Source organism: Pedobacter endophyticus (assembly GCF_015679185.1).
GTDB classification, from domain to species: Bacteria; Bacteroidota; Bacteroidia; order Sphingobacteriales; family Sphingobacteriaceae; genus Pedobacter; species Pedobacter endophyticus.
In genome coordinates, this window is sequence record NZ_CP064939.1 from 1,959,131 (window position 1) to 1,975,666 (window position 16,536).

The following is a 16,536-nucleotide window of genomic DNA, read 5'->3' on the forward strand; positions in this document are numbered from 1 at the left end:
GATGATAGGTTGATTAAAACATCGCTTTTATACTCATACCATAACTTCTAATTGCTGGCCAAGCGTTATTTTCAAAGTAAACATTTGTTCCGTTAAGGGCCTCAGCATCTACATTGGGCATGGTTTTGTATAAATAAGCTAAGTTATTTGCAAATGCAGATAGGGTAAGGCGCTGTAGTTTCATTTTAGTTACCCACTTGGTTGGCAGCGTATAGGCTATACTTACGTTTCTTAATTTGATGTAATCGTTTTTATAAACCACATCTGGCTGTATATCCATAAAACTTCTCCAATAGTATGAATACTTATCCTCTGCGGTGATGATTACATCGTTTGGCTGCCCGTTAGCTTTTACACCGGGAAGCACTACGCCATTGTGCATGATAAATGGGTAACGAGAATCGGCAGGAACGGATGAAGTATGGCTCGGTAAGCCCACGAAAGCACCTGCATTGTTGATATAGTAGGGTAAACCACCACTGCGCTCGTCTCTTCCGGCTATGGTATTTTCGGCCGATCCGTTTCCGACCATATACATGTTGGTTTGTGAGATGAGCTTACTTCCAAATGAAAAATCGATATTAAAATCGACACTTAAGCCTTTGTAATTGAAACTGTTATTTAAACCGCCTACTGCTTTTGGAATTACATTACCCACTACTACGGGCCTGGTTGCATCTGTTGTGTAGAAACCATCCGATCCGACAACTAAATTGCCATTGCCATCACGCACATAATCGCTCACCACAATTTGGCCATAGGGCTCGCCCTCTCTTGCGGTTACTAAAGCGCCAGAGCCGCCGCCCACATCTTGTTGCTTAATTCCGCCTGCCAGCTTAATAATTTTTGGTTTAGATTGCGAAGCATTGAATACCACGTTCCATTTGAAATTTTCGGTCTGAATTGGTGTTCCATAAATGTTTAATTCAAAACCTGTATTGTTGATCTGACCTGCGTTTACGCGGATGGAATTAACACCCGTTGACGGCGCAACGGTAAGGGGCATAATCTGGTCGTACATTTTTGCGAAGAACACGTTAAATTCGAAACCTAAACGGTTATTTAAGAATCTGTTCTCCAAACCAAATTCGAGTTCGCGTTTACGTTCGTTTCTTAAATCTACCGGAGGTAAATCAGATGGTGGTGTATAATAAATCACCGAGCCATAATTGCCTATGCCATAAGTGGTATTAGCAAAATAAGCAGTACCTGGTCTACCCACATCGGCCAACGAAACCCTAAACTTTCCGTAAGAAATCCATTGTGGAAGTTTAAAAGCATCAGTATAAATAAAGGATGTACTGGCTCCGGGATAGAAGTAAGAGTTGTTTTTTGGAGGCAATTGCGATGCCCAGTCATTTCTGGCCTGCACATCAAAATACAACCAGTCTTTGTAGGCCAGCTGCACTGATCCAACAGCTGCGTAAAGACGAGTAAGGTTTCTTGATGAGCTGCTGTTCAACTGATTGTTGACCGAGTTGTTTAGCGAGAACCAGTCTCGTGTTATAAACCCGCCATTGGTATTTCTCGACATTCCATCGAAAGTATAGCGCTGTATAATACCACCCACGAATGTATTTAATTGAAAATCTTTACCAAGCTTTTTGTCGAAATGCAGCAATGATTGACCATTGTACCTCACTTCTCTGGAGTTGGATAGGCCATAATATCCACCTGTTCCATCTGTTAGCGGACGCGTTAGCTTCTCTCCTGTTTCACCTCTATTGGTAATTAAATCGAAACCACCAAGCGTTTCTAAATAGAAGTTCGGGGTGAAGTTTATGGTAAGCGTAGCCGAATTAATGTAGTGATCTCTGGTATTGTTATAAGTATTTTGGGTTTGATTCCAGAAATAATTTCTTGCCAAGCCGTCTCTTACAATACCTCCGGTTGGATTTTGCGCTTGTCGGTTCTGAACGTACCACCAAAAATAACCCGTTTCTGGGTCTACAACCTGCTCTTGTTCCAATCTCGCTACATCCAGTTGTCGCGGAATTCCATAAGTTACAAAAGCATCCTGATTTGTTGCGGGCGAGTTGTGGCTAAAGCTATTCACGTAGGTACTTGTTAATTTAAATTTAACCTGCTCTGTGATATTGATGTTGCCATTAAAAAGGAATTTATTCTCCTGAAGGTTATATCCTTTAAAAATCCCCTTATAATCGTTATTGGTGTACGATACCCTGAAACCGCCCTGAGGGCCGCCACCTTGTACAGAAACGTTGGTATTTCCGGTAAATCCATCTTGGTACAGCGCCTTGATGTTATCTGGCTGCGCTACGTATGGTCTGTTCACATTATCATACCATAAAATCTGCCTGCCATCTAAGCGTGGACCAAAGTTGTAATTGGTAGGGTAATAGGCCTGTTGTCCGTTTCTTAAGTAAAATCCTTCTGCATCTACAACGCCGGGATTATTCCAGGCCGCTGGAAACCCAGAACCAAACTCGTTCTGAAATTTTTGCATTACCCAGGGGTTATCTATTGAACGGCTGTAGTTGGCCTCAATGCCGAGCCCCTTTTTCTTACTTCCGGTTTTGGTGGTAATTAGGATAACGCCGTTAGCACCTTCCGATCCATAAAGCAGGGCCGCTTTGGCTCCTTTTAAAACTTCAAACGATTCTACATCATTCATGTTCAAATCGTTCAGTCCGTTTCCTGTACTTCTGTTAATATCAGTAGGCCCATCTAACATTGGCACCCCATCGATTACAAAAAGCGGCCTGATATTGGAACCAGAAAACAACGCAACGGTATTACGGATGTTAACATTCATCCCTCCAGACGGACCTAAGGCAGTTGCATTTAAGCGAAGTCCAGGTGCCTGACCATAAAGGGCGCTCAAACTGTTTAATGGCGACCCGTCGTTGGCCAGATTTTCGGTTTTAATACTGGATACAGAATAGCCGAGTGATCGCTTTTCTTGTTTAACGCCGAGCCCCGTTACTACAACTTCTTTTAACGTCTGTTGATCTTCTAATAGTACAATAGTGGATAAATTGCTGTCGCTCGAAATTTCTTGGGTTACGAAACCTACGGATTGCAGAACGAGCGTAGCTCCATTTTTAACGGTTAAGCGGAAGGCTCCGTCGGGGTTGGTTGAAGTGCCATTACGGGCACCTTTTTCGAGAACGCTTACACTGGGGATGGGATTACCGCCGGCATCTTTGATGATACCTGACACGGTTTTTTGCGCATACACGGCTGTAGTTGCAAAAAGCAACAACAACATACTTAAGCACATTAAGTAGTTTTTTTTCATAATATGGTTTGTTTAGGGTGATTTTTTAATTGGGATTTTGGTTGAGTTGTGGTTCTTTTTATTTATCCATAGGCTTTGTAGTTGATGTTTATAAGTGTTTGATTTTGTTGTTTTTTCTACCGAACCAAGGGCAGCCAATGGCTTATCGCACTAACATTATTAATTAAAGTGCATACCGCTCCAAACTGAAAAACGCTGCTTACGTAAACATAGGCGATAGTGAAAAAAGCGCTACGAAATTGATTACAGGTACTGAACCGGAGAAGCGATTGATGTGCAACGGTGGTATAAATATTTTTTTGGGGTTGAGCCTTTAGCGTAGTGCTGAGCGAGCATTGCATAAGCCTGCATAAGTCCGTTAACGAATGGACTTGTTTGTAATAAAGACGCTTAATAAGGCCAGTCGTTAAACGCTGCCGTCTCTTCATTAATGCCAGCGACATATAGGGTAGATTGTCTTATCAAACTTAATAAAAAATACACCAAATAAACAAGATCTTTTTATTTTTTTTAATAAGTGTTTTTTGGGTATGAATCGCTGGTTTACCAAAAGGAAAATTGATTATGAACTATTGTCTTCTCATTACAAGTTCTGCTGCCTGATGGGCGCCAATGCCCCGCCCTTGAACTTGTCCATTTTCTATTGCCGGCCTGTAATGAATACCTCCATAAAGCCTACTGATGGCCGCTTCATTGGCCGCTTGGTTGAAGGAAGAGAATTCCCTGATTGGCAGTCCGTAATCGATTTCTGTATCATCTTGAAACGCAAAGTTATTTCCAAATATGTTGGTTAATATATGGGCCGCTGCTGTCGATACTACACTATGTCCACTCGTATACTCCGGAAATGGAGGGGTTTGCAAGATTGGTTGCCAATTCTCATCAATATGCGAGTTTATAAAGGTTTCAGGGCGGATATAATTGCTTCGATACTTCTCGTCCCAACAACTAATAAAGGCATCAAACAAGGCAATGTTAACTGATGTATACGCAAAACTGCTTTGAGCATAATCGAAACTTTTTAGTTTGCAGGCAATCCCAGCTATTGATATCCAGTGTGCTCCGGGCGAAATCTTCTTTGTTGCAAAATTCATATGACCATTTACATTCAAAAAGAAAGGATTGCAATCCCAAAACTTGGCTATTTCTATCTGGTTCTTATTTAGGTTTTTTCCGGCCAAATAGACTTCTTTTGCATTTAAGAAGAATGCACTGTTCTTATCGGTACTGTAGGTTGGGGGCGAAACAGGTTTAAACTGATCGGCTGTTTTTATAACCAACGGCCTTATTTTATTCCAATATGGCTCTACGGCTGCCATATACCCCGGAGGAGTTGGCGCCCAGTTCCCTTCCTTTTTTATAATGCTGTAGCGCCTCAACTTGCGGGTTTCCTTATAATTATCTTGATCGACCCATTTTAAAACCGAATCTGACACCGCTTTGCCGTACGAAATTGAATTTTCGATTAGTGCTTTTGGATATCCTTTTTGCTTATACCAGTTTAAAATGCTGCTTAAACTGTCTAACGCAACTTGATCAGAGAAAACCAGGCGCTTTGCAACCTGCCAGTAGGCATAGGTGGCAGCAACAGAATAGCTGATCTCCTTTCTATCTGCTTTTGGGATGCCGTTGAAGCTATTCAACTGACCTTTTAATGAAACAAACTGGCTGTTGTTTTGCACCTGAACCTCATAAGCAGCAATGTTTGCGTAAACGAAGATCCTGCTTGCAACTGGTGGCGAGAATATATCGTTTACAATAATATCAGAAAGGGCTTTCTGCGATCTGTGTAATGGCCACGGATCATGTTCGCTTGTAGGCAACTGCGCCATGGCACTTTTTGAAATACAGAAAATAAACAAGAACAAATATATTTTCATGATGTCGTTTTAATTAGTAGCCTTTAAAAGCTGAACTTGATCGTTATTTTTGACAACAATGATTTTTTTCGTTTCTCCCTTCATCTCAATCATATTTCTGACATCGCCATCTATATAAAACCCTGAACGATAAGGGGGAACCGCCTTAAAATCGCCCTTTCCATTTCCAAATAGAAGTAGGCCCAAACTGGCATCTGCCTGGCCAAGTTGAACCCGATAGGGGTAGAAATTTCCGCCTAATAAGATATCCTGCTTTCCATCTTTATTGAAGTCATCGGTTATTATTCCCCAGGTTCTGGAAATCTGCGCTTCTATTGGAAGGGCTTTGATGGCAAATTTGCCGGATCCATCATTTAGTAAAATGGAAGTTTCAAAGCGTTTACAGTAAAATTTCTGACTTTTGCTTAACTGATCTGGTGTAAGCAATTGTTCTATTGTTAAATCAGCGTAGGAAGCGTAACTTAGAAACCGTTTCTTTAACTGCACCATCTGATCGAGCAGCTCGTCTCTGGATGCCATTGGATAATTCTGCCCTTGAATATAATAGCACATAATCGGATCCAATACATCATCATTATTAAAATCTGCTACATAAATAGTGGTCGGCTGCTTATCATTTGCCTTAAATTGATTGTTTAAGCCACAATTGCCAGCAATAAAATCCATTGCGCCATCGTTGTTCACATCCATCGAAACAATTTTACTCCACATCCCATCTGAGTTTTCCAGGCCAGATTCTTTATCGATTTTTAAAACGCCCTTTTCATTTTTAAACTTCTTTAGGGCCATCCAGTCTCCACCGATCAACAATTCGGGATGTTTATCAGCATCTAAGTCTTGCCAAATGGCTGTAACAACCATTCCGGCGTACTCCAACTCAGGAGCCAGCACTTTGGTTACATTTTCAAACTTTGCCACTCCCCCTTTTGAATTATTGCACAATAAATAGCTTTTGCTACATAAGGGGAAAGCGCCTGATTTGCTCATACCACCTACAAAAACATCCAAATCTCCATCTTGATCGAAATCGGCAAAGCTTATGGCTTGCTTGCTGTTCCACATTTTAGGCAGTGCATTTTTGGCCTTGCTAAAAATTCCGTTTCCATCGTTTAAATATAATCGGTCCTGATACTCGGGTGAATCTTCGTTGTATTCATTCCCTCCGCTTACTACCCATAAATCTGAAAAGCCATCGCCATTTGCATCAAAAAAAACCGCATTTACATCTTCACAAGCTTTGTCCTCGTCCCAAGGTTGACTTTTGGAGACGTTGTAGCCTCCTTTTTTATTGCCTAAGTACAGCTTACTTTCCTGACCAATTGCCCCACCTAGAAAAACGTCTTCAATGCCATCATTATTAACATCTGCTGTAGCCAACGCCGGCCCAAACTTAGATAGTTGGTACGGTAGCAGCGTTTCGCCTTTAAAATCAATGAAATCGTTTTCAATATGTCTAAATGTCAAGCCAGATTGTGCAGTAAAATCTGCAAACAGCGCTTTTGGCTCACCTTTATCTTCTTTTTTAATTTTAGCTTCATTCTGCCGCACCGTTAGCGTCTTATTGGATTGTATATTTTCGATCAAGGTCTCTTTTCCATCGGGCCAAACTACCTTCACCTCATCAATTGTATTGTTTTTACCTAGCCCAAAACAATTGATTTGATCAACACTCGATTGGTACCCACGCACCACATATTTTTCCTGATATTGTAAGTTGTCTTTAGTTTTTACGTAAATTTTAGCGCCCACCGCTGATGTGTTTAAGCCTGCTCCAACAAGTTTTATCTTTAAATAGTTTAATTGCTCTAAATTGGAATTATTTCGATATACCATTATCGGTGAGTTGATATTACAAACGATCAAATCCAGGTCGCCGTCATTATCTAAGTCGGCATAAGCTGAACCATTTGAAACCGAGGGCGTTGAAATGCCCCAAGCTTTTGTTTGGTTGGTAAAAGTCAAATCGCGATTGTTGGAGAAAATATAATTGGATATTTTATTAGACGGCATCTTCTTAACCAAATCGAAGGTTTGAAATTTCAAGCTTCCTTGCTTGAGCGATTCTACCTGCGCATTGGCAACGGTGTACTTTAAGAAATCCATATCAGTAAAGTCTCTTAAATATCCGTTAGAAATGAATAAGTCCTTCCAACCATCGTTGTCAAAATCGGCAAATAAAGGCGCCCAACTCCAATCCGTGTTGGAAATTCCGGCTAATTGACCGATTTCGCTAAAACGTAAATGACCATCCTCTGCCAAGCCCTGGTTTAAGTGTAGCATGTTTCTCATTTGCTGGTTATAATATCCACTATCCAGCAATAAGTGATATTGGTCGTACTCATCTGGTCCTTTAAGCAGTTTTTGCCGGCGGTTATCCTCGGGCAACATATCCAGTGTGATGATATCGGGCTTGCCATCATTGTTATAATCGGCTATATCCGAGCCCATTGAAAATTTTGAGATGTGCTTGATAGATTTCCTGATAGTCTCAGAAAAAGTACCATTCTTATTGTTTATATACAGGCAATCTTGCTCGGTGTAATCGCTTGAAGTATATATATCTGGCCAGCCATCGCTATTTAAATCGCTTACAGCCACGTTGAGGCCAAAATTTAAGGCATTGTTGATAATGCCCGAGGTTATAGTAACGTCTACAAAATACGGTTGATTATTTTTGGGATCATTTCTAAATAAACGATTCCCGTATTTCATATTGGGGGTTGCCCGCACCTTTTTAGTACTTACAAACGGTTTATACGTTTGGTTGGAGTGATTTAGCAGAAACATGTCCAAATCACCATCCTTATCATAATCAAAAAAAACGGCCTGTGTAGATTGCGTTCCTCTCGCATCAAGGCCGTAAACTTCGGCCATGTTTTTAAACACTGGTATCTTTCCCTTAATTCCCTGGTTGATAAAGAGCTCATTTTTAAGTTCATCATCGGAATGTTTACCAGAATGACAAACATATATATCCAACAAGCCATCGCCATTTACATCTGCAATGCTTACCCCGGTGCCCCATGTGCCATTTCCACTAAGGCCAGCCTTATTTGTAATATCCTCAAATTTAAGATCGCCCTTGTTCATATACAATTTATGGCTTGCTGAGTTTGATGAGAAAAAAACGTCAGATAAGCCATCGCCATTAAAATCGGCCACTCCAACGCCAGATCCGTTATACAGATATTCATAGTTCATCACGTGCAGCGAATCGGTCTCAATTACCTTGTTTACAAAACTGATATTTGTTTCTTTTGCCGGAAGTAAGGTAAACAAGGGCTGCTGGCCGTTAACATCGTGAACAATAGCAACTAGCTCGAAGAGAAGAAAAACGGTGCTATAAATTCCTATTTTCATGGCAATTTTGTTTAAAGTGGAGCTAAAATTAAATATGCGCCGGGCCTATCTTAATTCTATGTATTCATCGTTCTCTTTATAGGGCAAAAACACGAGTAGCATGGTCATCATCTCATCGGTCGATTTCATATCGTTGGCCGAATAAACGTTTCGAGGTGGGTTGCTTGGGTTGTCGGGATTATTTTTAGTATTGTCATAAGTGCCTTCCATTGTTAACACGGAGCCCTTGGGAATTTTTATCAGATTTTTGAATTGATATATTTCCTGCCATCTGAAATCCCATGAAGGAATTGAGACTAGATTTATGGTGTCTTTTTGTGGGGTTACAGCGTATGATTTGAATTTTTTTCCCAAATAATGCATGTGCGGCCAAATGTACAACAGCGATTGATCTTGAGGTGTCGTAATTTTTAGCTCAAATTTTCTTATTGAATCTGCTGGAATAAAAAAGTAAGGGTCGATAGATTTTTCGCCCACACCTGCAGAACCTAAGCTGATCACTTTTACCACACGTTCTATAGGCGTTTCCTTAAAAAAGAAATTTATTCCAGCAATGTTCTCATCCTCTTTAGCTACCGGCGCGTAGTGTATGGTTAACAGCACAACTCCGCGTTTGGGCATAACCCAGCCGAAATTATTGGGATAAGATTCATAAGACGTCCCGGGAATCCATCCGCCATAATAGGTCATCGTTTTCTTAAAAGGAAAATATTGCGAATATTTTGTTCTGTCATCGTCTGTTAAATTAATAAAGTCGGCACCTTGCTTAATATCTACCTCATCACTTACCGGATGAATGGCCCAGTTGGCGTGGTGTATTACTTTTTTATTTGAAGAAACAAACTCCATTGCCTCAACATTTTTTTCAGCACCGATATCAAATGGAATCTTAAAAACAATAAACCGCTCTTTATTATCGCCTAAAACCTTAAACGAAGTAGCTGATAGGGTTAGATCAGGCTTTCTGGTATACTGGGTTCCTTTCACATACACCTTGGCGAGATTTTTCGGTGCTTGACCAGGCTTGCCAATCGGCATCTTATTATCAACCCATTTGGCAATTGTTTGCTTTTCTTCGTCTGTTAACGATCTATCGTTCTTAAACGACCTATAATGATTATCGGGTTTCCATGGAGGCATATAACCAGATTGCGTTACCTTTTTTATAAACGAAGCTCTTTTAGCCACATCTTCATACGTTATGAGCGAAAAAGGGGCAGCTTCGCCCGGGCGGTGGCATGGTTGGCACTTGCTTTGGATAATTGGTGCAACATGTTTATAGTAGGTTATTTTTTGAGCATTTGCTTTATGCTTAAAAACCAGAAAGGCAAATGTTACGGCAACAATCTTTGCTATGAAAACGGATCTTAGTTTCATTATATATCGTTAATTAAGCAACCTATCGGACTGGTTTCTTTAAAAGTCTGTTTTCCATTTAGTAGGTCCGCAAGCGCATCTTCCAAATACCTTTCTGTAATTACCAGGCGTTTTTTTCCGAGTGATGAAGCCCAGTTATCAATCAAACCACGATAGGTAATTGCCCCAAGCTTGTTGATTACGACAACTTCGGGGGTAGTGGTTGCGCTTAAATGGGCCGACAGTTTCTTATCGCTATCTTTTAAGAGCGCAAAATTGATGTTATACTCATTTCTGAGATCATTTATCTCTTTTAAAGAGTAGCTTTTTCCAGGAAAAATACCATAAAACGCAACTTGAGGATTTGCGCCCTGAAGCTTTTTCAAAGTAGGCAGATAGTTTTTACATAACGGGCACTCGGGGCTTAAAAAGACGACCACAATTGCACCTTTTAGTGTTAAGGAGAGCTGCTTTCCCTGTAAATTAATCAGTTTTATAGCCTCCAATTCTTTTGCCGACACTATATGTTCTTGCGCTTCCGTATTTTTCGGATGTAGAAAGATTACCGAAAACAAACTTAAACTAAGAAAAAAGCTAATCAACCTCATTTTATCAGGTTTGAAGATTTGAAAAGAGGCTGTATCATAATGCCTAAACTCAATCCTAATCTATCATACTGAGCCTACCAGCAACTTCCTGGCATTTAAGCCGATCCTTGGCAGCTTCAGGATGATAAATCTATATTTATGATACAACCTCTTTAATATAACAATTATTTTTTATCCCACCAAACGCGACCGAAAGCATCGTTTGGACCAGCGCCGAAGTCAGGATTTTTAGCCATTTCTGCTATAGCAGCCTGTTGATTAGCATAGTTTAGGTTTGTAGGGCTTAACAAATCGATACCAGCCCTACGTGCCAGCGGAAGTACTGTTCCATTGGCCTTTAACTCCGACCATGCCAAAACTGATGTAGTATTGGGAAAGCCGGTTCTCTTCCACCAAGCCCAAGCCTCAAGTGGCTGCCTGAAAAAATCTAAATAGGCCTGACACGCAATTTGCTCGGTTGCCTTTGTTGCGTCGTATTTAATGCCTGCCATATTATAATATGCATCAATACTGGGCATGGTTACCGCAACAAAATTGGAAATTTTTGCGTCAACGGCCCTATCGCTATAAAACTGGATCGATGCGTAAACGCCATTTTTGTACCAGGTTTCAGCAACATCTGTTGTAACTCCACGTGCTGCAAGATCTGCACGGATAAAACAATATTCAGCATAGGTTAAAACAGGGAAAAATCCGTTGCCTGTGCCTACACCGAAACCGTCGCTTTCATTATAATTAGGAGTAAACAATCGATGTTGCAATTGAGAGAGATTATCTAGTGATGCGTAAAGTGTTGCATTTGCTGGCAATTTAGCGTCATCAGGACTTGTAAAACTACCTACATAATTTCCCGCTGCATTTGGGCGATAAAAAATCTCCAGACGCGGATCGCCCTTTGCAACCAGAAAATCGAGTACTGGCTTACCTGCGGCAAAGTTTGCGGGGTTCCAGTTTCCTTGATTTGCATAACTTGGCCCCACTTTAAGCATCCAGGAGTCGTTTACAGTAGTCATTTGTATCGGATCGGCCAATACCTCAAGCGCTATCGCCTTCATTCGGCCCGGATCAACCTTCATTAAACGCATGGCAATCTTTAACCGCAATGCATTTGCTGCCTTTGCCCATGCTGTTGCATCGCCACCAAAAAACGGGTCGTTGCCGCCAAGACTGATCTGCCCCGCTTGGTTGCCTTTCAATGTTGCAACGGCTGTCTTTAGCTCTTCGTCTACTTTTGCAAATATGGCCTGCTGGGTATCATAAGCCGGTGTGGTAGTGCCCCCGTATCTTGCCTGGAAAGCTTGGGTGTAGGGTATACTCCCGTTAATATCACTTACGTAAAACGTATAGTATGATAAGAATATCTGCGATATTGCCTTCATGTGTAGCCGCAGATTTTTTTCTGCATCGGGCATGTCCTCAATCGCCTTTATAGCATCAACTAACGCCGGTCCCAATCTACCATAATATATCTTCCCATAACGAGTATTAAACTGAGAGCCAACATTATTAAAGTTTAGTCCGTTGCCTGTACTTAAAGTAGCATATTGCATCCAAAGGTTGGCGGCACGGTACACATCGGCAAAATACTCGAAATCATCCTGGGATCCGACCGCAGCTCGAAGAAACTGGTCTTCGGGCTGAATGTCGTAGAGTGTAGTAGGATTTAAATTCGCTTTTACAAAGCTTTCCTTTTTACAGCCGCCTGCAATTAGCAAAGCCGAAATCAACAGGAAATATATTTTTCTTTTATTTATAGTTTTCATATCTGTATAATCTAAATATTTAAAACGATGCCCTAATATTAAAACCTAAACTTCTAACCAGTGGCCATCCCCCATATTCGGCAAAGGCGCCGGCCCTGTTACTATAAATACTCTCAGGGTTTATATCATCCTTAACTGTTTTGTATAAATAGGCGATATTTCTACCTGTTAGGTTTAAGCTCAACGTATTAATCTTCAATTTAGTTAAGTACTTGTTTGGTACGTTATAACCTACCGTTACCTCGCGAAGTGCAACCCATGAATTTTCGAATACTGAATATTCTCTGATACCACTAGACCATTGACTTAAATTTTCATAATATGCGTATGCTGGTATTGGTTTTAACAAACCCTGTTTTACCGCATCTGCGTACGTCATTCCACCTAAATCTACCCCCTTGGCTTTTATCCCGTCGTTTAATACACCATCTGGGATAATACCATCATGGTGCACTATACCTTTATCATCGGTATAAGTTACCCCTCCTGAGGCTTCATCCCTACCGAACAAGGAGTTTGCAAATGAACCGTTAGCCGACCCATACTGATGAGTGCCCGAAGCAATCAAACCACCAATTTTAGCGTCGATTTGAAACCCTAAACTAAAATTCTTATAAGATACGTTATGCTGAGTGCCGGCGAGATAACTCTCCATCATTGTCCCGAGGTTTTTTCTGGTGCCATCATAATCCTGTGATCTTACAAAAGTATAATAACCGCCAGTGGTGCCATAACCTGTATTTCCTAATACCTTTTTGCCATTACTGGGGCTAGCAATCGGATTGCCATTTGCATCTTTCTTTTGATAATACGAAAAAGCAGATCCCGTGATTAGTGAGCCGTATATTTCGCCTGGCTGCCCCACCGAAGTGATATCGTTACCAAAGGCTAAGTCTAGTGGATAGCTCGGTACGCCCGGTGCCAATTCTATTATCTTGTTTCGGTTACGGGTAAAGGTAGCCGACGCATTCCAATTAAAATCCTTAGATACAACAGGTTTACCTGTCACCAAAATCTCGATACCCTGATTTTGAATGTTGCCAGCATTTAAAGCCTGCGAACTTACTCCAGATTCTTGTGGTAAAGAAAAGCTCAATATCTGGTTATAAGAGTTTTTCTTATAATAAGCAAAGTCGATGCTTAAACGGTTTTTAAAGAACCCTAAATTAGTTCCAATCTCGAATTCCTTTGTTAACTCATTCCTTAGATTGTTGTTCTTTAGAATATTATCACTAAAGCCATAAACCGATTGATTACCACCACCGGCATTACTAAAAGTGCCATCTTGTAATTTATAGTAGCCAGCTGTATTGGTCTGTTGTGGCAGGGCCGATAAGCCTGTGAAAGAGTATGACGCCCTTAACTTACCAAAAGATAATATTCGGTTATTTTGAAATACTGGCAATTCGGTAAAGATCCATGCCAAACCTGCACTCGGATAAAAGTATGAATAATTTCCATGACCATCTCTATACGTAAGCGCCGACGACCAGTCGTTTCTTCCGCTAAGATTTAAGGTCAACATGTTTTTCCAGGTAAGGTCTCCATACAGATAAACTGCATCGGTGCGTTCGCCCAGATTTGGATAAGCTGTTGTAGTTGCAGGATTAATCGAATTTGAAATTGCATAAACATCAGCAATTTTAAGCCCGCCGCTAGTTACAGACTTGTTATAAAAAGCAGAGTTTCCAAGGTTTTTCTGATAAGTTTCTCCTCCCAACGAAGCATTTAGCTCAAAATCGTTTGCAAATTGCTTGGTTGCATTTAACAAACCCTGAACGCGATAGGATTTATTGGTGTTTTGTGTAATTTCATAATCGCCACCTGCAAAATCAATACCATTTCCTCGATTTTTCCTTTCATAGGCAATGTTATAAAAATTGGTATTTGTTCTTATCAAGGCCGAAAGCCAGGGCAAAATATTGATATTTACATCGATATTGGCCAATAAGTTGTTTTCTTTTTGCGTTCTGTTATCGTTTTCAAAGCTATAAGCAAAAGTACCAATCGCATAAGGATCGTAGAGATTACGGTTACTTGAATTAAGAGCCCCCCCAGTAACTGGGTTGATATTGTTGTTGAGATAGGTTTCTAAATCAACGTTTCTTGGCTTATAATAAGTAAAGGCAAACAATGGGTTACTGTTACCTCCCTGTCTGGCCGGGTTTAAAGAATTCGAAAGCGTATAATTTACGCTCGCATCAACCGAAATTGATTTCGAAATTTTTCTGGTCACCCGAAGTGCGAAAGCATTTCTGTTTAAGCTGTTTCCGGGTGATACACTTGAGTTGTTTAGGTTGGTATAGGCTAAACGATAGGTTGTATTATCATTAGCACCCTCAAATGAAATATTTGTATTGATGAATTTGCCAGTATCAAAGAAATCTAATGGATTGTTGGCTACCCAAGGTCTCATCACACCATCCAAATCTTTAACTATTCTACCGTCGAGCTTTGGGCCGAATGAATATCCGCCTACATAGTAGCCGGCAGATTGATCAACCACATCTACCCCATTAGCGTCTTTGGCAAATACAGGAGAGATTCCACCTCCGTACTCGTTCTGGAGATCTAAGAATTTATAAGCCACATCAAAAGAGGTCGTTTGAGAAACACTTACGCCCAAGCCTTTGGTAGTCTTACCTTTTTTTGATGTAATGAGGAGCACGCCGCCCGCGGCCTTAGAGCCGTACAGTGCTGAAGCCGCAGCCCCCTTTAAAACACTGATACTTTCAATATCGTCAGCGTTAATGTTTTTCATGATGTTTCCAAAATCTGTAGCATCGCCCCACGAGTCTGCTCCAGAAGTGCCCGGTTCTATTAATATTCCATCATAAACAATTAAAGGCTGCGTATTTGTACTTAGTGACGTGTTTCCTCTAATCCTGATCCTGGAAGAAGATGTAGGCCCGCTAGCACCTTGATTAATCATCACACCTGCTACCTTCCCTTGCAAGGCATTTTCCACATTTGCATTATTGGCTTGAGTTAATTCGGAGCCTGAAACAGCAGTTGCCGAATAACTGAGTCTCTTCACTTCTTTTTTTACGCCAAATCCAGTCACAATCACTTCGTTCAATACCTTGGAGTCATCACTCATCACAATGGTTTGCCCCGATATGGCAAGCAGTTCCTGCGTAATCATTCCTATTGATCTGAAGATCAATCTTGCACCCTCTTTCACATTTAAGGTATATTTACCATCTACACCAGTTGAAGTCCCATTTTTGGTTCCCTTTTCAAGAACACTTACACCAGGTAGGGCATTGCCGCCTGCATCTTTTACTGTACCTGTTACGGTTTTTTGTGCAAATGAAGCAGTTGTTAATAAGCATAACAACAATACGTTAAAGCACAATAAGTATTTTTTTTTCATTTTGATTGGTTTAGTTTACTGTTAGTTCGGTTTTAAATTAAGTTACCTTAATTTGTTTTCAATTTTTGCTTGTTATCTCTCCATACACGTCTGCTTTAATGATGTTTCTGTTAATTCTTTCTTCACTTAATATTTACTAATTGGTTAAGCACGCCCCCCGGCCTTCATGGCCGAGATACCGTTGCCTCTATCTAATAATCGACTCCAAAAGTCATTGCTTTCACCAGTGAAATCTCCAAAAAGCCCCATCTGTAACTAAGAGCGGATGGTTGCCATCATTAAGAGAGCTTAATCCACATAATAGAATATTGGGGGAGCCGCATGGGCCATGAATTGATCTTCTTACATGTAAACAGAGAAGACTGGTCGTTAGGGCTTTGGCGCAGCAAGGTTCTCGTGCATCGCTTGCAACCGCCGGCACGGCATTAGCAAACGCTTGCCTTTCTTTTTTGTTGCACAGAACACCAACAGGCCCAGCACTTAGGTCATTTGTAATTAACTTAATTGGAATGTTATTTGGTGAAGCTATTGTTACCGCGTTAGATTTAAAGCTGGCAAAGCTGAGGATGCAGAGCCGTTTTTTACCTGCCCAAATTGAAAATCCCACGCCACGAGTTGTTGGTATAGCGTGAATTATTCCTTTTATGGAACCGTCGACCCCAGAAAGCGGTCTCGAGATGTCAATTGCAGCAATCTTTATTTTTTTTGAAGCATAACTAAAACTTGCCCCAAAGGATACCAGCAAAATGCTCAACAGGATTGAGTATTTTCTTATCATTTTTTCAAATTTATGATTAGCCGGGATGTACTAAAATAGGGAGATTGGAGTGGTAATATTGTTATTTACATAAGCCCACATTGTTTCTTTGTTTAACGATTTTTCAAACCTATGCTGAAAAAACCGTTTCAAAACCTATCAAACTTAATAAAA

At 40.7% G+C, this 16,536-nt stretch carries 8 protein-coding genes; all 8 read right to left on the bottom strand.

Features of this window, described 5'->3' with window-relative positions; all coding sequences use genetic code 11:
* Positions 1 to 13 precede the first annotated feature (13 nt).
* Positions 14 to 3,262 (bottom strand): SusC/RagA family TonB-linked outer membrane protein, encoded by a 3,249-nt coding sequence (locus IZT61_RS07795; protein WP_196100601.1) that lies wholly within the window; start codon positions 3,260 to 3,262, stop codon positions 14 to 16.
* A gap of 569 nt (positions 3,263 to 3,831) precedes the next feature.
* Positions 3,832 to 5,142, bottom strand: coding sequence for a vanadium-dependent haloperoxidase (locus IZT61_RS07800; protein WP_196100602.1), 1,311 nt, complete (start codon positions 5,140 to 5,142; stop codon positions 3,832 to 3,834).
* A gap of 9 nt (positions 5,143 to 5,151) precedes the next feature.
* Positions 5,152 to 8,502: a VCBS repeat-containing protein gene (locus tag IZT61_RS07805; protein ID WP_196100603.1), complete on the bottom strand. Its 3,351-nt coding sequence runs from the start codon at positions 8,500 to 8,502 to the stop codon at positions 5,152 to 5,154.
* A 45-nt stretch (positions 8,503 to 8,547) separates the two neighbouring features.
* Entirely contained in the window at positions 8,548 to 9,879 is a 1,332-nt protein-coding gene (locus IZT61_RS07810) for a c-type cytochrome (protein ID WP_196100604.1), read from the bottom strand.
* On the bottom strand, positions 9,879 to 10,466 hold the full coding sequence (locus IZT61_RS07815) for a redoxin domain-containing protein (RefSeq protein WP_196100605.1): 588 nt from the start codon (positions 10,464 to 10,466) through the stop codon (positions 9,879 to 9,881). The genes IZT61_RS07810 and IZT61_RS07815 overlap by 1 nt, the downstream gene beginning before the upstream one ends.
* A 164-nt stretch (positions 10,467 to 10,630) precedes the next feature.
* Entirely contained in the window at positions 10,631 to 12,229 is a 1,599-nt protein-coding gene (locus IZT61_RS07820) for a SusD/RagB family nutrient-binding outer membrane lipoprotein (protein WP_196100606.1), read from the bottom strand.
* Positions 12,230 to 12,248: 19 nt separating this feature from the next.
* The gene (locus tag IZT61_RS07825; protein ID WP_196100607.1) at positions 12,249 to 15,605 is read right to left on the bottom strand and encodes a SusC/RagA family TonB-linked outer membrane protein; all 3,357 of its coding nucleotides are present in this window, start codon (positions 15,603 to 15,605) and stop codon (positions 12,249 to 12,251) included.
* 220 nt (positions 15,606 to 15,825) lie between these two features.
* Entirely contained in the window at positions 15,826 to 16,383 is a 558-nt protein-coding gene (locus IZT61_RS07830; protein WP_196100608.1) for a hypothetical protein, read from the bottom strand.
* Positions 16,384 to 16,536 lie beyond the last annotated feature (153 nt).